18 protein-coding genes are annotated in these 19348 nt (G+C 72.4%); 7 read left to right on the top strand and 11 right to left on the bottom strand.

Translation table 11 applies throughout. The features are described 5' to 3' along the window. Window positions 1-84 precede the first annotated feature (84 nt). From ACIPXC_RS19175 to ACIPXC_RS19140, 8 genes are all read right to left on the bottom strand, one after another. A complete protein-coding gene (locus ACIPXC_RS19175) occupies window positions 85-3636 on the bottom strand; it encodes an ATP-binding protein (RefSeq protein ID WP_401619333.1) in 3552 nt (1183 codons plus the stop codon). Beyond that, on the bottom strand, window positions 3633-4841 hold the full coding sequence (locus ACIPXC_RS19170) for a hypothetical protein (RefSeq protein ID WP_401619330.1): 1209 nt from the start codon (window positions 4839-4841) through the stop codon (window positions 3633-3635). The genes ACIPXC_RS19175 and ACIPXC_RS19170 overlap by 4 nt, the downstream gene beginning before the upstream one ends. Then, window positions 4838-6532: a dynamin family protein gene (locus ACIPXC_RS19165; RefSeq protein WP_401619327.1), complete on the bottom strand. Its 1695-nt coding sequence runs from the start codon at window positions 6530-6532 to the stop codon at window positions 4838-4840. The genes ACIPXC_RS19170 and ACIPXC_RS19165 overlap by 4 nt, the downstream gene beginning before the upstream one ends. A 192-nt stretch (window positions 6533-6724) precedes the next feature. After that, a complete protein-coding gene (locus tag ACIPXC_RS19160; RefSeq protein WP_401619324.1) occupies window positions 6725-8815 on the bottom strand; it encodes a dynamin family protein in 2091 nt (696 codons plus the stop codon). Window positions 8816-8940: 125 nt separating this feature from the next. Next, complete coding sequence (locus ACIPXC_RS19155; RefSeq protein ID WP_401619322.1) at window positions 8941-10590, bottom strand: hypothetical protein; 1650 nt, start codon at window positions 10588-10590, stop codon at window positions 8941-8943. Further along, window positions 10590-11123, bottom strand: coding sequence for a hypothetical protein (locus ACIPXC_RS19150; protein ID WP_401619319.1), 534 nt, complete (start codon window positions 11121-11123; stop codon window positions 10590-10592). Before ACIPXC_RS19150 ends, ACIPXC_RS19155 begins: the two co-directional genes overlap by 1 nt. Beyond that, window positions 11120-11839 (bottom strand): hypothetical protein, encoded by a 720-nt coding sequence (locus tag ACIPXC_RS19145; protein ID WP_401619316.1) that lies wholly within the window; start codon window positions 11837-11839, stop codon window positions 11120-11122. The genes ACIPXC_RS19150 and ACIPXC_RS19145 overlap by 4 nt, the downstream gene beginning before the upstream one ends. A gap of 74 nt (window positions 11840-11913) precedes the next feature. After that, the gene (locus ACIPXC_RS19140; protein WP_401619314.1) at window positions 11914-12702 is read right to left on the bottom strand and encodes an RNA polymerase sigma factor; all 789 of its coding nucleotides are present in this window, start codon (window positions 12700-12702) and stop codon (window positions 11914-11916) included. Window positions 12703-13616: 914 nt separating this feature from the next. Here ACIPXC_RS19140 and ACIPXC_RS19135 point away from each other — a divergent pair. From ACIPXC_RS19135 to ACIPXC_RS19120, 4 genes are all read left to right on the top strand, one after another. After that, entirely contained in the window at window positions 13617-14609 is a 993-nt protein-coding gene (locus ACIPXC_RS19135; RefSeq protein WP_401619311.1) for an AraC family transcriptional regulator, read from the top strand. 164 nt (window positions 14610-14773) lie between these two features. After that, entirely contained in the window at window positions 14774-15229 is a 456-nt protein-coding gene (locus ACIPXC_RS19130) for an RICIN domain-containing protein (RefSeq protein WP_401619308.1), read from the top strand. Window positions 15230-15239: 10 nt separating this feature from the next. Continuing rightward, entirely contained in the window at window positions 15240-15509 is a 270-nt protein-coding gene (locus ACIPXC_RS19125; protein WP_401619305.1) for a GNAT family N-acetyltransferase, read from the top strand. 168 nt (window positions 15510-15677) lie between these two features. After that, window positions 15678-15917 carry a hypothetical protein gene (locus tag ACIPXC_RS19120; protein ID WP_401619302.1) on the top strand — a complete coding sequence of 80 codons (240 nt, stop codon included), beginning with the start codon at window positions 15678-15680 and terminating at the stop codon, window positions 15915-15917. A gap of 7 nt (window positions 15918-15924) precedes the next feature. On the opposite strand, the gene ACIPXC_RS19115 is transcribed toward ACIPXC_RS19120, so the two are convergent. Further along, the gene (locus ACIPXC_RS19115) at window positions 15925-16071 is read right to left on the bottom strand and encodes a hypothetical protein (protein WP_401619299.1); all 147 of its coding nucleotides are present in this window, start codon (window positions 16069-16071) and stop codon (window positions 15925-15927) included. Continuing rightward, entirely contained in the window at window positions 16068-16313 is a 246-nt protein-coding gene (locus tag ACIPXC_RS19110) for a hypothetical protein (protein ID WP_401619297.1), read from the bottom strand. The genes ACIPXC_RS19115 and ACIPXC_RS19110 overlap by 4 nt, the downstream gene beginning before the upstream one ends. A 38-nt stretch (window positions 16314-16351) precedes the next feature. On the opposite strand from ACIPXC_RS19110, the gene ACIPXC_RS19105 reads away from it, so the two are divergent. The 3 genes from ACIPXC_RS19105 (at window position 16352) to ACIPXC_RS19095 (ending at window position 18455) form a co-directional block, all read left to right on the top strand. Beyond that, window positions 16352-16591 carry a hypothetical protein gene (locus ACIPXC_RS19105; protein ID WP_401619295.1) on the top strand — a complete coding sequence of 80 codons (240 nt, stop codon included), beginning with the start codon at window positions 16352-16354 and terminating at the stop codon, window positions 16589-16591. Between the two features lie 558 nt (window positions 16592-17149). Beyond that, entirely contained in the window at window positions 17150-17575 is a 426-nt protein-coding gene (locus ACIPXC_RS19100; protein ID WP_401619292.1) for a subtilase-type protease inhibitor, read from the top strand. Between the two features lie 268 nt (window positions 17576-17843). Next, a complete protein-coding gene (locus ACIPXC_RS19095; protein ID WP_401619286.1) occupies window positions 17844-18455 on the top strand; it encodes a CAP domain-containing protein in 612 nt (203 codons plus the stop codon). Between the two features lie 263 nt (window positions 18456-18718). Here ACIPXC_RS19095 and ACIPXC_RS19090 read toward each other — a convergent pair whose 3' ends face one another. Continuing rightward, window positions 18719-18946, bottom strand: coding sequence for a hypothetical protein (locus tag ACIPXC_RS19090; protein WP_401619284.1), 228 nt, complete (start codon window positions 18944-18946; stop codon window positions 18719-18721). Between the last annotated feature and the right edge of the window lie 402 nt (window positions 18947-19348).

The raw sequence follows: 19348 nt of genomic DNA, 5'->3' as shown, positions 1-19348 counted from the left end.
CCGATGCCGGAGGGCGGGACTGCGGCCGCGTCGGATGGTTCCGGACTCGTGGCCTGTCCGGGAGTCCCGCAGGGACGTGTCCCCCTACGGAACCACCGGCCGGTCCGAGCGCAGGGCGTCGAGGGCTTCTGTGGGAGGTGGCGCACCGAGGCCGCGGTCGTAGGCGTTGGCCGTGACCGTCATGCAGTACAGCAGTGCCGCACGGTCCTTCTCCACAGCTCCGCGGGCGGCCGGAGCGTACTCGTCCGCGAGGCGGTCGATCAGCGACAGGCGGGACTCCAGCGGCACGGGGCGGTCCGCGGCCGCCGCGACCTTCGCCGCGTAGGCCGGGAGGCTGTCGGCGAGAAGTGCGAAGGGGCGACAGCGCGCGGGACAGTCCGTGCAACCGGGCAGTTCCCGGTCCGGCCGGCTCGCGACCAGGGCTACGAACTCGGCGCGAGCCTGTTCCAGGCGCGCCACGGCGTGTTCGGTCAGCTCCGTGGTGGCGAGCCAGTCCGCGCACAGCTGCGCCAGGACCCGTGCGGCCCGGTCGCGCGCCAGTAGCCGACGGCCGGTCTCGTCGGCGGTCGTCCCGGACGGGGCGGGCTCCGCAGGAGCCGCAGCGCGTCCCGCGGGGACGGCGCGGGCGGGGGCCCTCCGCGGGAGGGTGGCCAGATGGCGCTGCGCGGCCTGGGCGAAGGCGCAGTACGCTTCCTCGCCGTCGGCCGGAGCCTCGGCCCTCCAGGCGCTCCACGCCTCCCACAAGTCTTCCGCCCGGCCGAAGACCAGCCCCTGGAAGAACGGCGCCAGCGCGGCATCCGCCGACCGACGGGCCGGCGGCCGGTCGATCCGGTGGAGCAGGGTGCAGGGGGACGGGCAGCGGCGGCAGCCTCCGTGCCGGTGGAGGTAATGGCGGTTGGCCTCGGCCGGTGCACCGGGGCGGCCGCCGTCGGCCTCCGGCCCGTGCGCGCCGCCCGCCCCCACGACCTCGTCCGCCTCGCGCATCGCGACGAGTACGGCCGATCCGATCCGCTCGTCGTGCACCACCGCCACCCCGGGCGGAAGCAGCCCCAGCTGACGGCTCTGCCGGTCCGTCAGGTTCACGGCCGCGGACACCACCGCGCGGTCGTCGGCCGCCACGAGCCGGTGCAGGATCTTCACGTTGGAGTTCTTCACCACGTCCGGCGCCAGCTTGACCGGCACCTGGTCGGCGACGACGAAGCCCTCGCCGTACGCGCGCATCTCGGCCAGCATGTCGGTGAACATGGACACCGCCTTGGCCTGCGGATCCCCCACCTCACCGCCGGACGGGCCGCGAGAGGCGCGCAGCAGCCGGTGTGCCTCCTCGATGAGGGTGAGGTGTCGCAGTCCCACGCCGGACGGGGCGGCAGCGGTATCGCACCGGGCCTCCGCGTGCTCGTACAGCATGCACAGCAGCAGGGCCATGACGAAGGACTTCTCCTCGTCGTCTCCCAGGCCGCGCAGCTCCACCACGGCCGGACGCTCGAACAGCTCGGTCACCGGCACCCCGCGCCGGGTGTCCAGCGCCATGCCCTTGGTGCCGACGAGCAGGCTGCCGAGCCGGGACCGCAGGGCCGCTCCCATGTTCTGGTGGACCTCACGCCCGTACGAGCGACGGTCCAGCACCTCTTCGATCTTCCCGTACAGGTCACCGACCGAGGGGATCAGCGCAGCACGGTCGGCCGCCGACGGGCGGCGCCCCAGAAGGTCGTTGACGGAGTACTGAAGATCCCAGCCCCGCTCGGTGTACACCTCGATCATGGCGTCCTCCAACACGTACGACATCCCGGCGAACATCGGGAACGAGGCGTTGAACACCGCTTTCAGGAGATCCAGGTGGCGCGAGAGCGGGGTGCCCTCCAGAGGCTCGAACGGGTTGAGCCGCAGCGGCATCGGAGCCTGAGGCCCGATGCCGAAGACACGCAGGCGCCCACCGAGGCCCGGATGCGCTGCCAGATGCCGGTACTCGGCCTTGGCCGGTTCGATGACCAGGAACGGCACACCCAGCCCGGTGTACGCCTCCAGGAGCAGGTTCTTCGCCGTGGTGGTCTTGCCGTAGCCGGTCATCCCGGTGATGAACACATGCCGGTTGAGGTCCTCCGCCGAGACCGCCACCGACTGGTGCACCTCGCCCCGGCTGTCCAGCAGCCCGCCGAGCGTCACCGGACGGTGTTCCACCCCGGGGGCGATGAGCGCGAATTCGGCGCTCTCGCGCATCGGCAGCCCGGGCACGGCCCGGCGCGGCAGCGCGAGGAGAACGGCCAGCTCGGTGGAGGTGATGTTGGTGGCCAGCGCGTCGAATGCGGGGCCGAGCGGGTGACCGGTGCTGCCGTCGGCGGGCGTCAGGGACAGGACCTGCCCCTGCAGAGCGGCTTCGCGCAGCTGGGCGGGTGGCAGCCGTAGCACCCGCAGCGGGTCGAGACTCGTGCTCTCGCCGCTGCAGATACCGCGCAGCGCTCCGGAGAGCGACTCCAGCACGCCGTCGCTCTCCGCCGCGAGGTAGACCGCAGTACGCCACCAGCCCTGCGATCGGGCCGCCTCCAGCCGGTCGATATGGCGTTGCAGCAGCCGCTCGCAGGCTTCGGCGGCACCGTCGAGCAGTTCGCTGCTCTCGCCGAGCGACCGGCTGCTGCCGGTCGTCCCCGAGGGGGTGTCCTGCGCCACGGCCATCGACTTCGTGAGCCCGCCCAGCGGGACGGACAGTGGGCCGACCCTGCCCAGGGGGCGCAGCACCGCGGCAGCAGGGGCGAGTGGCGGGACCGCCGCCGCGAGCGCGCAGAACACCGCGATCCTGCTCAGCAGCGCGGGCAGCGCCTCGGAACCCTCGTGGGGGAGGGGCGTGGACATCGAACTGCTGCTGCCCTCGGTACTGCTGACCGTACGCCGGACCAGCGCGTGGATCTCCCCGCGGATCCGGCGGCAGTGGTCCAGCGTGGCGTCCAGAACGGCGGCGGGCAGCGGCTCGGCCGCGACCACGAGGGCGTAGCGTCCGTCGACGGCGGAGGTGAGCCGGTCCAGTGACTGGAAGGCGGCGGGGGAGGGACCGGACGAGGGGGAGGGGATGCCGGTGACCACGGCGAGTGCGGGGGCGGTCCGCAGGAACGCGGTCAGCTCCGCGTGGGTACCCTCGTCCGGCTGCTGGGCAGGGCCGAGCCGCAGGCCGGGGACGTGAGCACGCAATGCTCCGCTCTGCCCGTGCAGGAAGTCCTCCGTGGAGCCGGCCGAGACCCCGGGGATCCGTCGGCCGCCCCAGTGGACGCGGTGCGCGGTACCGGTGCCGTGCACCGCCACGCTCACCACGTGTCCACCGCTGTGGCAGGAATTCAGTACGTGGGGCAGCTCCGCGTTGCAGTCCTCGCCGGGGACGGGTACGCCCAACGCCTCGACCTGGTGCAGAAGCGGGCGTGGTGCGGATCGCGCGGGGCCTCCCACGGTCCAGCGGGCGGAGTCGAAGTCACCCAGGTACCGCCGCTCCAGCAGGCCGAGCAGGAGTCCGGCCACATCGTGGTCGGGCCGGCCGGCTCGGTCCGGCGGCCCGGCGGATCCTGAGCCGCCTCCCCGGGCGCGCGGCGGTCCGGTGGTGGCGGGGGCGGCGAGGAGTGCCGCGTCGGCATCCGGCACGCTCGGGGGAGTCATGGACGCATCCACGGTGGGAGCACCTCCACAGGGTCGGGGCAGCGGGAGTTCGGGGAGAACGGCCCCGGCCCGGTTCCTGATCGGTCGGCGGACGGGGTGGACGGGGTGGACGAGTCCGCGTCGGGGCCGCGGTCCGGTGGTGCCGGGACCACAGGGGCGGCGCCGACGGTCTCAACGGCGTACCCCGCGGGCGGCGCGGGCGTGAAACAGGAACGCAGCAACGGCCACCAGGCGGCGCCCGCCGCGAGATCGGTCGCCGGGTCGGGACCGCACCACACCGACGCCCCTGCCGCCGGACCGGCGAGCGCGGAGCGCATCGCCGGCCAGACGGCGCCCGGCCCGCCGAGCACGACCGAGGAAGGGTGCCGCACGGCCACACGGGCGGCCCGCCGGAGCTCGTGCAGGCCGTCGGCCACTGCCGGATCCGCCGCCAGATCGGCCCCGCGCACCACCAGCGGGGCGAACAGCCTCTCGGTGTAGGCGCCCTGCCACTCGACGGCGTCGGCCTGCGCGAGACGGGCCGCGCACTCCTGGACGCCGTCGGCCAGCGCCAGCAGATCGGCGGCCGGGGCGTCCTCGCGGCACCGCGCCAGCACCTGACCCACGAGGAGTTCGGTCCATGCGCCCCCGCCGTGCGCGAGCACGGTGTCCGGCCCGGTACGCGTGAGGACGACGGGTCCGCCGTCCGGCCGGATCGCACGGAACGGGGCGAGTACGCTCCACCGCTCGCCCACCGCGACGGCCAGCAGCGCACCGGTGGGCAACGGCTGCCCGGGCGAGGCCAGCCGTCGGCACAGCAGTGCTTCGGCCGGTCCGACCCGCAGGGCGCCGCCCAGCCCCGCTTCCTCCGCGTACTCCTCGGCGTCGGCGGGTGTGCCGGGCCCGGCACACAGCACCACCCGGTGGCCGGGCACCGGACCCGCACGTTCCGGGAGCCCCAGGTAGCGCGCGACCCGGTCGCGCAGTCCGGTCAGGAACTCCGCGTCCCACGGATCGCGCCGCCACTCCAGCAGGCGGTCCGCGGTGGCACGCCCCGATGCCAGGGACCGCAGGGCCGCCGCACTTCCCCACCCGAGACCCTCGCCGTAGGCGTGGGGGATCCACACGCGCAGCCCGTCACCGACCGGCAGGGGCCGACCGCCGCCTTCCAGCAGTGCCGCCACCGTGCCGCTGTGCTGCACGTCGAGGCCGAGGAATCCGCTCATCGCACCGCTGCCTCCCCGGACGCGGCAACGAGCTGCTCCACCTCTCGGCTCAGCAGCCCGTGTACCGCCTCCAGGCAGTCCACCGCGGCGGGGTCGGGATCGGCCGGCGCGGCTGCCACCGGGCGGCAGCCCGCGCCGATCTCGTCGAGCGCGGCCTGGCGCCGCCGGCACAGTTGCTCGGCGGCCCGGACCGCTGCCGCGCGGATGTCCGCCTTGACCTTGGCCCGGTCGGGCATGGCCGCCTCCGTGGCGAGTTTCGCGGCCTGAACCGAGGCAGCCGCAGCGGTGACGGCCGTGTCGATGTGCCGCAGGGCCTTCCAGGACAGCTTCGGAATCATCGTTCCCACCCGGCTGCTGACCATGGAGCCGAGCCCGTCGACGGGGGCCTCCGGGAGCCTTCCCGCCAGTCGGCCCACGACCTCGACCGACACCCGCTCGGGCTCCAGGATGTCCAGCAGCCTCCGTGTTCCCTGTGTGTCCGGCGGCCTGTGGTGGTTGAGTTCGGCCGTCCTGGCCACGGCCTCGGCGAGGCCGGAGGCTTCCTGCCGGGCCGCCGTGCGCAGCCGTTCGGTGAGCCGGTCGCCGTAGCTGCCGTCCCGTAGCACCGGGCCCTGGTCCAGCTCTGCGGCGATCTCGTCTCCCACGGTCCGCGCCTGCAGCGCCAACCGCTCCAGCATCCGGTCCAGTTCACCGCCGACGGCGTCGAGGAAGCGCCGCCGGGAGGCGTCGATGGACGTACGGGCCACCTCCGCCTCGACCACCAGCTGCTGGAACAGCGCACGTTCGGCGTCCAGCCGCTCGGCGGCTTCCTGCGCGGCCGCCCCGAGGATCCGGGACGCGCGGCTGCGGCGGGAGGCGAGGGCCGACGCCGTGGCTCGGTTGGTGAGCCTGCTGACCAGGGCACTTGCCTGCGGTCCCCCGAACTGGTCCGGGTGCGCGGCGGCGGCGCGGGCACTGACGAACACCACTTCCGGCGGCAGCGCGCCGTCCAGCGCGTACTCCAGGCGCCCCAGATGGGCCGGGGCCCGGGTGTCGAGGTAGCGCTGCCACTCCTCGGGCGTGTCTTCGTCGAGGAAGACGTTGACGAGCAGCGCCAGTGACTCGGCGCCGTGACGTTGCCGGTATGCGCGCAGGAAGTCCTCCTCGACGGTGGCCATCGGCTGGCGCGAGTTGAAGACCCACAGCAGGAAGTCGCCCTGGGCGGCGATGTCCGCCGCGCGACGGGTCATGGCCGGGGTGTCGTTGATGCCGGGGGAATCGACCCAGCGTCCGCCGCCCGGGAGGGGGGAACCGGCGAGTTCGACGGTGACGGTACGTTCGGCGCCCACCACCTCGGAGCGGTAGGCCCCGTCCGGGGCGACGAGCGTGACGGCCTCCGTGATCGCCTCGGTGGTGGCGGGCACCTCCCGCCGCCCCTCTCCGTCGCAGACCGTGACCCGGTCTTCGGGGCCGGGGGTGATGACGCAGGCGATACCCGTCTCCGGGTAGTCGCTCACCGGAAGCAGGTCGCGGCCCAGCAGTGTGTTGAGCAGGCTGGACTTGCCCGCACTGAAATGACCCCCGAACACCAGGGTGACGGCCGGACGGTTCAGCGCCGCGGCGGCCCGGGCCAGGGCATCGGCCACCGAGTCCCGGTAGGACTGACCGTGATGGCGGGCGAGAGCGGCATCGAGCGGGGACGGAAGGTTCACGGCTTGTCGCTTTCGTCGTCCGTGCTGGACAGGTACGGGGAGGGGGGAAGGGAGGACCGCGGGGGAGGGCCGCGGGAGGGGGCAGGCGAGGAGCGCGGTGGACGGGGTGACCGGGAGGCGTCCCGCGACACTTCTGCCGCAGTGCGCGACGTGGGTGCGCCGACGGGCGCCTCCCGGTGGGGCCCGGGCGGGTCAGATCTGCTGGGCCGTACTGATCGCCTTCTGGAGCTTCAGCAGGTGCCCGGAGACCGTGGACCGGACCGCGTCGAGACGCGCGACCAGCAGGTCACGTTCGTGCTGGTCCCGCTGGTTCTCCTCGACCATCGCCCGGATGTGCTGCTCCTCCTCGCCGATCACGCCGTTGATCTCGGCGGTGACCACCTCCTCCAACTCCTCGAAGGCGGCCCGCACCCGAGCGCCCAGGTGCGGCGCGAGCTGGCCGGGCAGATCCCGCAAGAGGTCGTCCGAGTCCGCCGCGAGCCGCCTCTTGAGCCGCTTCTCCAGGTTGATCCCTCCGCCGACGGTGCTGCCGAACAACGAGGCGGCCAGCAGCACCGGCACCACCAGCGGGGCGGCCGGGCTGACCCCGAGCAGACCGAGCACCACGCCCGCCCCCAGGACGCCGCCCGCTCCGCCGAGCGCGCCGCGGAATCCGGACGTACCCCCGCCGACCGCGCCGCCCAGCCCGCCCAGCGCGAACCCCGCGACCATCGACAGAACCCGCTCGGCCGTTCCCACCAGCGGTTTCCGCTCCGGCTCCGTCTCCCAGCCCGTCAGCCGCAGATGCAGTTCCCCGAATCCGTCACCGATCGCGGCGATCTCACCCTCGATGTCATGCGCGAGGTTGGCCAGGATCGGCTCCAGCACCCGCTGTGCCTCGACGTCGGCCCAGTCGGCGAGCTGATCGGTCACGTACTGCTGCACGGCCTCACCGATGACGGCGCCGGCCTTCTTCTGCTGGAACACGCCCAGTGCGAGGTTCATCTTCACCTCGACGGCGTCGACGTGGGCCGGCAGTCCGTCCCGCATCGACGCGATCCGGGAGGCGAAGCTGACGGCCAGCACGGCTTCGGCCTCGGTGCGGTAGCGGTCGAAGAGCGCGGGCAGCAGGGCCGGCCGGTTCCTGATCGACGTCATCGTCGGCAGAAGCTCGGTGTACGTCTCGCGCAGCCGTACCTGGTCGGTACGCGCCGCACGCATCCGCTGCGCGATGTGCTGCTCCACCGATTCCGCGGAAGCGGCCGCCACCGTCGTGTACTTGGTCAGGTGGACGTGGTGGCGGTCCCGCAGCAGGAAGTCGCCCAGCCGCCGCTCCAGGACGGCCAGGCCGGACTGTTCGACGAGTTCCGGCTTCTCGTCGTAGACCCCGGAGCGGGCCCGGGCCGCGTCCACGAAATAGATGTCACGGGACGTGAGGTCCTGGCCGGTGTACGCGGGGCCTCCCTGGTAGTCGCGGATGTACTTGTTCCACACGTAGCCGCGCAGCCGCTCGTCCACGGTCCGGCCGTTGAACAGGTTGACCACCGTGAAGACACGGGTGCCTTCTTTGACGAGAGCGCCCGCGTTCATCAGCTCGCCGTGGCCCATCAGGATGTCGCTGCGGTAGACGAGAACGGCGGCGTCGCACCGCGCCGTGGCTTCCTGGGTCACCTTCGTACGGGTGGGGTGCTCGTCCAGGCCGGGTGAGTCGTACACGACGACACCCGCCTGGCAGAGCCGGGAAGGGAAGCCCATCTCGAACTCCCGGACGGTACGGAAGCGCCGCGAGGTCTCCTCTTCGTCGATGTCCAGGGTGGACTCCCTCAGATATCGCTCCAGCGTCCACGTCTCCGAGGAACCGTCGAACCCCCACCGGGTGACGTAGGGCTGCTCGGCGTAGCACACACCGGTCAGCGTGGCGGTGGCCGGCAGGTCGTCGACCACCATGGGCCCACTCTGGCCCCCGAGGTCGACGGGCCCGGTGGTACCGCCGAGCAGGGCGTTGAGCAGCGTCGACTTCCCTGTCTTGAAGCGGCCCATCACCATCAGGTTGAAGGTGTCGGAGCGGAGCTGGGAGGCGATGGTGGACAGGCGCCCCGCGGTCTCCCGCATCTCCAGTTCCCGGGCGACCTTCGCCAGACCCTCGATGGCCTGGTCGGCCTCGTCGCGCGCCTGTTCCGCGCCGCGACGCATCATGTCGGCGAGTTTGCTGCCGGCCTGAGTGCTGTGGGCCTGAGCGCCGATGGTCGGTGCGCCGCTGGTCTGTGCGGCACTGCCACCGGTCGTGCTGAACGTTTCGGACACGGCTTTCTTCCCTCCCTCTGTCCCGGGCGGGGACCGGTGAACGGTCGGCCCGGTGGTACCTGCTTGTCTGTCGGCGGTGCCTCCGCGCGGCGGGTCCCGGCTCTTCCCGGCGGCCCGCGCGTGGATCAGCGCCGTGTCGTCAGGGCGGCGAACCTGTCCTTCAGGTCCGCCAGTTCGGCAGCGCCGGCCATGGCGCTCCCGGTCTCGGCGCGGCGGGGCGCGGGCGGCCCGGCTTCCACCGTCGGTGCCTTCGCCGGCAACTCGGCGACGGCCCGCGCGTACGCGGCGTCGGCCGCCGTCCGCATGGCTCCGCCCAGCTCCCGCATCGCCCCCGTCGCGGCAGCGGCCAGCTCGTCCACGCGGTCGCGGACCACGCGGCTGCCGTGGCGTGCGGCGTGGCCGAGTCGCTGCTGCGTCCGGTAGCGGTGTACCGCCACCCCCACTGCGGCTCCGGCACTCGTCGTCAGGAGGACGCCGATGCCGCCGAGGGAGAGCCCGGTGGCCGCTCCCAGCACGCCGCCCGCCAGTACCTCACCGGGAGGCATCCCCGGGCCCGAGGACGGCCGGCCCGGGGCCGACCCGCCGGACCGCGGCTCCCACGCGGACTCGTCGAGTGGCGTCCGCGCGGCACCGGCCGACCTGTCCGGGGGGCTCATCGCGTGGGCGACGTACGCGGCGTCGATCCTCTGCTCCCACTCGACGCGGGCCAGGTCGGCCTTGGCGGCGCGGGCCCGGATGGCGGCCCGGGCCGTCGCGGCGTACGCGACGATCCCCCGGTCGAGGTAGGCGGACACCAGAGCGTCGACACCGGGACGGTCGGGGACGCGGTCCCGGTGCTGCGCCAGGTGGCGGTCGAGCCCGCGCAGCAGATCCTGTTCCATGGTGCGCAATCCCGCCTCGATCTCCTGACAGCCGGCCTCGACCTCGTGGGCGAGAACGCGCTGCAGATCGCGGTACGCGTCGTCCAGCACGGCGCGGGAACGGGCGGCCGCGGCGGCCGCAGCCGTGCCGGCCGCGTCGTCGGGGGACGTGTCCCGGCGGGCGGTCACGGCCTCCGCGGCGAGGTCGAGCAGGCGGGCGACCTCCCGTTCGAGCAGGGTGGTCCCGGCCGCCGTGTCCTCGGGGGAGGGGGTGGGGGAAGGAGAGGCGAAGGAGGCGAGGCGGGAGGCGTCGGCGGCCAGCCGTTCGCGGAGTCCTTCGTCGGCGGCGGGCGTGGCCTGCTGCCCCGGCCACAGGAGCAGCCCCGAGACCGGAGGAGCTCCGCTGCCGTCGTCCAGCATCCGCAGGAAGCGGCCCTCCACCAGCGCGACGTCGGCAGAGCCGGCCAGCTCCCCGGCACCCGTCAGGACGACGGCGATGGTGCCGGCGGGACGCGTCGCCAGGTCCGCAGCGGCGGCCAGCTCGTCCGGGCCGAGCAACTCGGCACACCCCATGGCCAGGAGCACGCGGTCCGCGTGCAGGGAGCGCAGGGGGTCGGTGTACAGGTCGGCCAGCGTCACCGTGGGCCGGGCCGCGGCGCCGGACCGTCCGGCGGGGAGCGCTTCGGCCAGGCCGGAGGCCAGTGCCTCGGAGGAGGCGGCCAGCAGCAGGCCCGGGCGGACGCTCCGCACCGTGCCGGCTGCGTGCGCCACCGTGGGCCAGCCGTGCCGGTCAGCGGCCTTCTCGAGGTCGCCCACCAGCGCGGTCAGCTCCGTCGCTGCGTTCTCCTTCGCTGCGTTCTCCTTCCGGTCGGTGCCGGGCGGGGGATTCGTGCCTGCCGTGCGGTCGTCGGACATCACTGCTCCAGCCAGGAGAAGAAGTCGGGCGTCAGGTCCCGCGCCCAGGGGATGAGTTCGGGGGCCAGGAGCAGAGGCAGCATCGACGCCAGCTCCGCGCGGCCCCCGGGATCGCCGCTGCTCTCTGCGAAGAAGTCGGGCAGGCACCGGTCGAGGAGATCGTCCAGCAGCCGCTGGTCCTCGCGCAGTGCCGAGATCGGTCGGCCGGTCGGGGCAACCGTCACGGGTCCGGCCGGTGCGTCCGAGGCCGGCGGGAGGGCCCGCGTCGTCGCGTACACCAACAGGTCCCCGCCGCCGGCGGCCAGCGCCCACCACCGGTCGGGTGTGTCGACCCGGAGGGGCTGCCGGGGGCGCCGCAGTGCGGGCGAGGCGAAGACGGCGAAGCCGGGTACGCCCCAGCGCAGAGTGGGCAGGGGAGGCGAGACGAAGTGCTCCACCGGTACCTCCGAGCGCCGCAGCGGATGCTCGGCGAACTCCTTGCGGATCTGCTCGTACGGACGACCGGGGGGCTGCGGGACGGGCGGGGTGTTCACTGCGCGATCCTTTCGCTGGGCACGGCTCCGGTGACGCGGACCCGGTCGGTGACCACACAGCCGCCACCGCTGTGCAGCCACGCGTCGGCCATCGTCGCGGCATCCACGAAGCGGGCGGCCTCTCCGCTGCCGCTGTCGTTGAGGTAGAAGCCCTGGAGCCGTCCGCCGAGCGGATCGCGTGCGGCGCCGATCGGCACCGCGGCATGGTTGGCGCCGCCCGCCTCGTAGTAGTTCCCGTCGTCCCACAGCACGCCGGCGTTGACCGCGACGATCACGCCGCGCCCCTCCTCCAGGTGCGCGGCCAGGTCCTCCAGCGAGGTCGCCTGCTCGGTGTGTGCCGGAACGCCGAAGTCACCGAGCAGCCGGACCTGTTGCTCCAGCCCGGTGCCACCGCGGGTCGCGAGGCTTCCTTCCGTCTGGCAGAGGCCGTTCTCGACGGCGTGCCGGACGACGTCCGCCTCGGTGACGTCGAGCCCGAACTGGCGCAGCACCCCCTCGCAGGCGCACAGGCCACAGGTGCCCTGGTAGCCGTAGGGGTTGTCGCCCTGCTGGTGGGCGTGGTCGGCGAAGGTGCCGACGTCGCCGAACACGATGGTTTCGGAGCCGTCGGGCAACGTGTCGAAGTAGTGGGGGACATCCGCCTCTACGTCGGCCGGCCAGGCGTGGATCTCGGACAGGATGTCCGTATGGGGTTCCGGGGGTGGTGCCTGGTCCACTGTCCCCTCCTGCGTCTGATGGGCCCGCTGGAGCGCGGGCCTTCATCGCATTGGACCCGGCGGGCGGGACGCCATTACCGGTCCCGGGAAAGTTCTTCCGCGACTTTCGCGCAGCCGCCCCTGAGCAGGGCCGCCCAGTTCCGCGGCCGGTGGCCGGGGGAGCGGTCGAGGACCATCCGGCGGAAGGTGTCGGCCTCGTCGGGAGTCAGCGGTTCGCTCCGGGTACGGCGCGCCGCCCGCTCCGCCGCCGCCGACAGCTCCTCGGGTGTGCCCAGCAGTTCGGGATGGTGGAGGAAGAGGGCCACCCGGAGCTTGACGACGCCCCTGCAGTGAGCCACCGCGCACCGTGAGGCGGGGAGGCCCAGCTCGTCGCCCAGCTGGGCCCAGGTGGAGTCCGGTCGGCGTAATCGGGCGAGCAGTACGGCGAGTTCGGTGGCGTTGACCTCACCGCGTTCGTGCGCGCCCCGGGCTGCTTCTGCCAGTCGGCCGCCCGGCGCCCGCCCGACGCCGACGGCGGGTCCGGGCGTCGCCGGGTCCGCGTCCTCCGCGGCCCAGGGTGGATCCGGTGGCAGCGGTGCCTCGCGTGTCCTCAGCCGCTGCCGTCGAGCGCCGGCGCGGGCGGCCTCCCGGCGGGCGATGGCCATCGTCCAGGTCAGGAACGCGGCGTCACCACGGAAATGCGCGAATCCGCGCCAGGCGCGGACGGCGACGGCCTGGACCAGGTCCTCGGCCTCTTCCCGGCTGCCGGTCGCCCAGCGGGCGTACGCCAGTAACTGCTGCTGCACTGCTTCCCATTCACGCGCGAAATGCGCCTCCACCCGCTCCCGGCCGTGCGGAATGCCGGCCGGCCGTCCCATGGACATGTGGAGTCCCCCTCCCCAGTCCCCCACCCTTGGGCGGTGACACCGAACTTCAGAATAGGAAGCGTCCTTCCGTCCGTGCAGCGATGAAGATAATGAGTCCTCTATTGATCGCTTAGGCGCAGTTGTGATCAGAGGTTGGCACTTGATCTGCATCGCGCGGGGTTGACATGTGCAGTGCATCGGGGGTGGATCAGCGCGAAGGCTCCTCGGGGGAATGGAGAATGGCTGCAATCGTGTATTCCCGGAAGGTCTCGGAGACCGAAGAGCGCGTGGAGTGCGAGTTCGGCGACGCCCCCGACGACTTCGGGCGAATACTGGCCATGGACAGGGTTTCCCGCACCTCCACGGTCCAGGACGAACAGATCGACCACACGTTCCCGAAGGCCTCCCGGAAGCTCGGCACACCGCACACGCAGCGGGGTGTGTGGCCGGAGCGGGGCATGAGCGTGAGCCGATCAGTGATGGCGCCCGACCCCCGCCCTCGCCGGCCCACGAGGCCGCGACGGACCAGCGCGCGGCGGAGCCGGGCAGGGACCCGGTCGAGTTCCCGGCCTGTCGAACAGCACGCGCGGCGAGGGGCGTCCGCCGGACTTTTCCGGGAGGGCCGCAAGGCCGTCACCGCCGACGGCGAGGGCCCGTCCATGATCATGGTCACTGCTCGTGGACGGGGGGCGGCGGAAGCCGAAGCGGAACGGCGGCACTTGCCCACTGGGCGAGGTACGCGGCATCGGCGGGGCCCCCGCACATGACGTCCGCCCCGGCCGTCCCCGCGGCGATCCGGAACACAACCGGACCGGAACTCGGCAGGACCCGAACCGTCAGGAGCACCGCACAGGTCTCCGACGGCCCCGCCCGGACCGGTGCGTGGCCTACCGGCCAGCCGGACCGCGGCGGCCGGGATCCGCGCCGGACGCATGCCAGGATGGGGCGGCAGGCCATCGGACGGGGGACCGGAGACCATGTCACATATTGTCGAGAACACGTGGGTTGGCTCAAGGAAGCAAGGACCCAAGGGGGTCAAGGGAGCCAAGGGAGCCAAGGGGGACAAGGGGGGCCGCTTCCGCTGCGTGCACCAAGGGTCGGTGGTGCTCTACGAACGCGGGCGGGGGGCGGAGGTCGATGTCACGTCGGCCGAGCCGCTGGACTCCTACGACGTGCACATCCCGCTCACCGGTGACGGCGCCGTCACCATGAACCGAAAGGGACTCTTCTCCGTTCTCGGCGTCGTGGGACCGGAGCAGAGGGGCTCGACGGGCCGGAACGGGCACAGCGTCAACCGGATCCTGATCATCCCGAGGGCAGCGGTCGACGACGCCCTCACCGTCCGCCTGGGCGAGCCGCCGCACGAGCCGTTGTCCTTCGAGCCCGTTCTGGACAACACGGCGGCCCCGGTGCAGGGGTGGCTGGAGCTGGTGGGGCAGCTCGCCGATTTCGCCGACTCCGGCCTCGCGGCCCGTTCGCCCCTGGCCACGGGCCACTTCGAGCAACTGCTGGTGAACGGGCTGCTGGACGTCCAACCCCACACGTTGAGCGAGGCGGTGGCCGGCCGGGCAACCGCCGCCGTGCCGCGTGCGGTGCGCCGCGCCAGGGACTTCTGCGCCGGGCACGCCCACGAGCCGATATCGGCGGCCGACATGGCGCGGGCCGCCGGTGTCAGCGTGCGGAGTCTGCGCGAGGGCTTCCGGCAGCACCTGGACACCACGCCGTCGGCGTACCTGCGCGGCGTCCGGCTGGGCCTCGTACGGCGTGACCTGCTGGCCGCGGACGACGGCCGGGCGGCGCACAACGTCACCGATGTGGCGCTGCGGTGGGGCTTCACCCACCTCGGCAGGTTCACCGGCCACTACCGGGCGGCCTACGGGGAGACCCCCTCGCAGACCCTGCGCACCGTCCGCGGATCAGACTGATCCCTCCTCGCCGTCCGCGCTATCCGGAAACGCGCTCGCACCTCCGCCGATAGCGGATAGCTGTCATGTGCACCCAAGACGATGCTGAGTGCGGGCCGCCCACCCGCACCGAGCACGCACACGATGCGGGACGGCCTGCCGATCATCAGACGAAAGGAACCGACGTGTTCACCCGTAAGTCTCTTGCCACCGTCTTGTCGTCCGTGGTCGTAGCCGGTGCCGGTGTCATGGCCCTCTCTTCGCCGGCGCAGGCGGCCGTGCCCGGGACCGAGCAGTTCAAGAACGTCGCCACCGGCTTCTGCCTGGACAGCAATGCCGCCCGCAGCGTGTACACGCACGGTTGCAACTCCGGCGCCTACCAGAAGTGGACCGTGACCGCGGTCAGTGGCGGCTACACCCTCAAGAACCAGGCAACGGGCTTCTGTCTGGACAGCAACGCCGCCCAGAGCGTCTACACCCACGCCTGCAACGGTGGCAGCTACCAGAAGTGGGTCATCTCCAACAGCGGCGGTGTCTACCGGCTGAAGAACGTCGCGACCGGCTACTACCTGGACAGCAACGCCGCCCAGAAGGTGTACACGCGTCCGTCGAACTCCGGCAGCTACCAGAAGTGGACCTGATCCCCGGATCGTGAACGGGACGGCTGCCCGCCCCCGAGGGGCGGGCAGCCGTCCCGCCGTCGGGCCGCACGAACTGTTCGCCAGGCCTCGGCGAACGGTTCGTGAGGCGGGACCGGGGACAGACACCTGGAGCGGCAACGAACGCGCCATTCGGGCCTTCAGCAAGGCGGGCTTCCGCGAGGAGGGACGGCGCCGGTCCACGGTGCTGGTGGCGGGCGAGCGCCACGACACCGTGCTGTTCGGGATGCTGCGCGAGGAATGGCCGGAGACGGCCCGCTGACCCCGGGCGAATCCACGCACACGGAGGGGGTCTGAAATAGGGTGCATCAGGAAGAAACGGGCCGGCACCGCATACCTCCGCAGCACGTCCGCACAGGTGTCAGACCCCTGCCCGCGACGGAACTGCGTGAAGCGCTCCCCGCGCTCAACAACCGGAACGTGCCGATCAATGTGCGAGATCCCGCAGGCGCAGCTGACGCTCAGGACCCGCATCCGTCTGATGTCGGCCGAACGCGAGCTGCTCGTCCTGGAGGAGCGGTGGGAGCCCTCGCCCGACTCCGGTCGGCAGTACGGCCGCGGGGGCTCCAAGGCGTACCGGCAGTGGGAGTTCCAGCACGGTGCCGTCGGCCGACGGCACAAGGTCGAGACGCTGCGCTTTGACACGCGGGACGGGCTCGGCGAGGGGTGATGTTCCGCTACTGACCGGCCGGTCCGGGCCCGCCCTCCTCGGCTCCGGCGGGTACGGCGCGGACGTGGGCGGCCGAGAGGTGCAGTTCGTAGGGCAGACAGCAGTCGGAGCAGAGCGTCGCGACGAGCGTCCCGCAGGCGCACACCTGGTTCATGCCGACGTCCGGAGTCGCTCCGCAGCACGCCGCGGAGGCGTGCCGCAGTCCCAGACTGCGAAGGGTTCCTCGCGGACCTCGCCGAGGAGGCCCTGGCCCGCCTGTATGAGGCCCATCAGGAGCTCTTCGGCGGCATCGACGTCTCCCACCTGGACGCGCAGTACCTCCTGCAGGACGGCGGTGTCGACGTCGTCGCCCTGCAGGAGGCGCTGAGCCGCAGCCGGGAGAAGAACAGCGGCCAAGTCGCCTGTGGTCCGCCCGCCATTGGCTGGCCGGGCAGGTGCGGGACGAGGAGCGGATCGCCGCCTTCCTGTGCCTGTGGATGGGCATCGCCCAGTCGTACGGCCGGCTGCCGCCCTCGTACGCGCGCGACCTGGCCGCCGCGCTCGCCACCATCGACCCGGACGCCTCCTGCGAGCATCCCCGGCCCTCTGGTCCGCCGCCGAATCCACCGTGCAGTCCCGGTACCGCGCGGTGGTTCATCTGCACGCGCCGGACGACCACCCCGACACCCCCGTAACCGCCGGGCTCTCGTCCCGCGCGCTGTCGGAATGCCCGGTGCACTGCGCCCAGTTGGCGCGAGAGGCGCTGCAAGGCCTCGAAGGATGGCGCACCATGCGCGGCGGCGACGCGGAGGACTGCGAGGACTGACCGGTACGGTCCCGACCGCCCCGGCGCCGGTCGGCCCACCCGCCGGAACCTCAGCACTTGACGGCCCTCCGCCCCTCCGGCTCGCTGCCCTGCGCCCCTCCGCTCCTCTGCGGGCCCGACCGACCGCAGTCATCCCGTCAGCCTGTACGCCCAATCGGTGCACTGTGCACCGCCGTCACCAGGGAGGTACGGGCTGCGGAAGGCTCCCCAATCCCGCCTCCCGCGCTCCGCGGGGTCCTGGATGTGCCGTGCGAGCTGGGTGAATGCGCGACCGTCACCCGGTGGCGGTCCGGTATGCGAATGATGTGTCCGTAAATCGACCGCCCATTGGCGACGCCCCTTCGGACCTGCCAGGCTGAACCTCAGTTGAGCGCAAGATCGCAGACATGAACACCAGTCAACCCTTGAATCGAAGGCGAAATCTGTCATGCGTCACCACGTCATCGCCGTATCCGCCCTCGGCCTTCTCTGCCTCGCAGGCAGCACCGGTCTCGCGGAGGCTCAACCCGCCAGCGCGCACGGCCCGTCCGCGATGGTCTTCACCGTCATCCAAGGTTCCGGCGCGCCCACGGACGCCGTCCTGCGCGCCACCACCCTGAGCTGCGCTTACACGGCCGAAGGCACCCACCCCGCCCCGCGGGAAGCGTGCGATGCCCTCAACGCCACCGACGGCGAACTCGACCGCCTGCTGACGGCCCCCGACCCGTCGCTGGCCTGCCCGATGTACTTCGACCCCGTGACGGTCACGGCGGACGGTGCGCTGCACGGCCGACGCGTGGCCTGGGAGCACACCTTCTCCAACCCGTGCGTCATGTCCACGAGCCTGAACGCCAACCCGGTGTACGCGTTCTGACGCCGAGCAGCCTGTCGCCCGGTCCGGCCCCGGAGGGCGACCCGACGCCGCTCCGCCCGACCGGGGCGGCGGCCTCGCGTCCGCCGGCCCGTCCGCCGTCCGTCCGTCCGCCCGCTTACCCGCGGGGGGCCGGATGGCGGGTCGGGACGACGGCTGGCAGCCTGGAAGGGAGGCCGCAGCGGAGGCCCGTGCCATGCGCCGCCACTTGCGCGACGCGGCACCTCAACCGCTGGAAACCACAGTGAGTGTTCGCAGGAGGTGGACCTCCTTGAGCAGGCACGCTTCACGCACCAGAATCGCACGGAGCCTCGCGGCGGCCGCAGTTCTGTCGGCCGCGCTGGTTCCCGTATCGGCAGCACCGGCGACGGCCGTCGCCTGCGACACGGCGGCCGCGGCTCGGGCGCCGAGCAGCAGTAACGACACCGCCGTCCGGAACGCGCTGGTGTGCCTCATCAACGCCCAGCGCACGCAGCGGGGGCTGCCCGCCCTCACCGTGAACCAGGCGCTGACGACGGCGGCGCAGCAGCACTCCGCGGCCGCCGTGCAGCTGAAGTGGTGGGGACCGGGCAAGGATTCGCACCGCAATCCGCAGACCGGTTCGACACCGGAGAGCCGGATCAAGGCCGCGGGCTACTGCCCGAACCCCAGGTCCTGGGCCTTCGCCGAGATCACGTACACCGGCTGGGGCGGCTCCGGAACACCGAATGCCGCGGTCAACTGGTGGATGAACGTGAGCACGTGGGGCCACCGCCAGAGAATCCTCGACCCGACGATGCGGGAGATCGGCGCCTGGGCCCAGCCGGGTGCGGCCGACCGCGCCGGTGCCGGCGCGAGCCAGGCCGGGACCTACGTCGTGACCTTCGGGCGCTGCCAGAAGTGAACCGCGCGGGACGAACGTCCGCTCTCCGCCCGGGCCGACGTACGGCCGCCAGCCGCCACGGCCACGTGACTTCGTCCAGGAGAACGGACAGCAGACGTTCACCACGTCGGGAGGCACCGCAGCCGACCTGGTTCGATTCCACGACTACTGCGGCAGAGGGGTCGGCGTGTGCCGGGTGCTCAACGCCTCGCCGCTCGTCCCTCGGCATCAAGGGCCGGCGCTGCCGACGATTTCCGCCAACTCGCCAGCGGCCTCGGGGGCGGTCAGGCGGTCTGCCGGCGCTGGTGCGCCTTGCGCGTCTTGACCCCGCCGGCGACGAGTGCCAACCCCAGGACGACCATGCCGAGGTAGGCGGTGGACGAAAGGTCGACGACCTTGTGCAGCCAGCCCCACTCCGTGCCGAAGAAGGTCTGCGACGCGAAGCTGACAACCCCCTGGGCTCCTACGACGTAGCCGATGCTTTCGACGGTATATCCCATGGTTGTTCGCACGCATCAACCTTCTCGTGGCGGTGCCTTGAGGTCGTCCTCCGCAGGTCCGAGAAGCCAGTAGGCCGAAGGATGCAGTCCGCCCTTCGAGGCGATGCGGAATCATCGGTGGGATGTCGCGGGATCAGCAGGGAAGGCGGGCGGGCGGCTCGGCGGGAAGCCGAGCAGGTCGTCAACGAAGTCGCCCAGGGCGTGCGTACGCCGGCCGGCCGTGGAGCCGTGGGCGCGGCGACGCTTTTGCCCGGCCGCCCTCCGCCCTCAGCCCTCCGCTGGCCGCGGTATCGCATTCGGATATCCGCCGCATCGCCGTTCCGGCTGGATTTCGCTCGCCATGCGGTCTCAATGAGATATGCCGAGGTGGGAGTGAGGAACGTTTCGGCAATTGCTTGACGCTGTGGTGAATGT

Origin of the sequence: Streptomyces sp. NPDC090021 (assembly GCF_044748225.1) — a bacterium.
GTDB lineage: Bacteria > Actinomycetota > Actinomycetes > Streptomycetales > Streptomycetaceae > Streptomyces.
The sequence above is the reverse complement of the archived record's forward strand: the minus strand, read 5'-3'. Positions and strand labels throughout refer to the sequence as shown.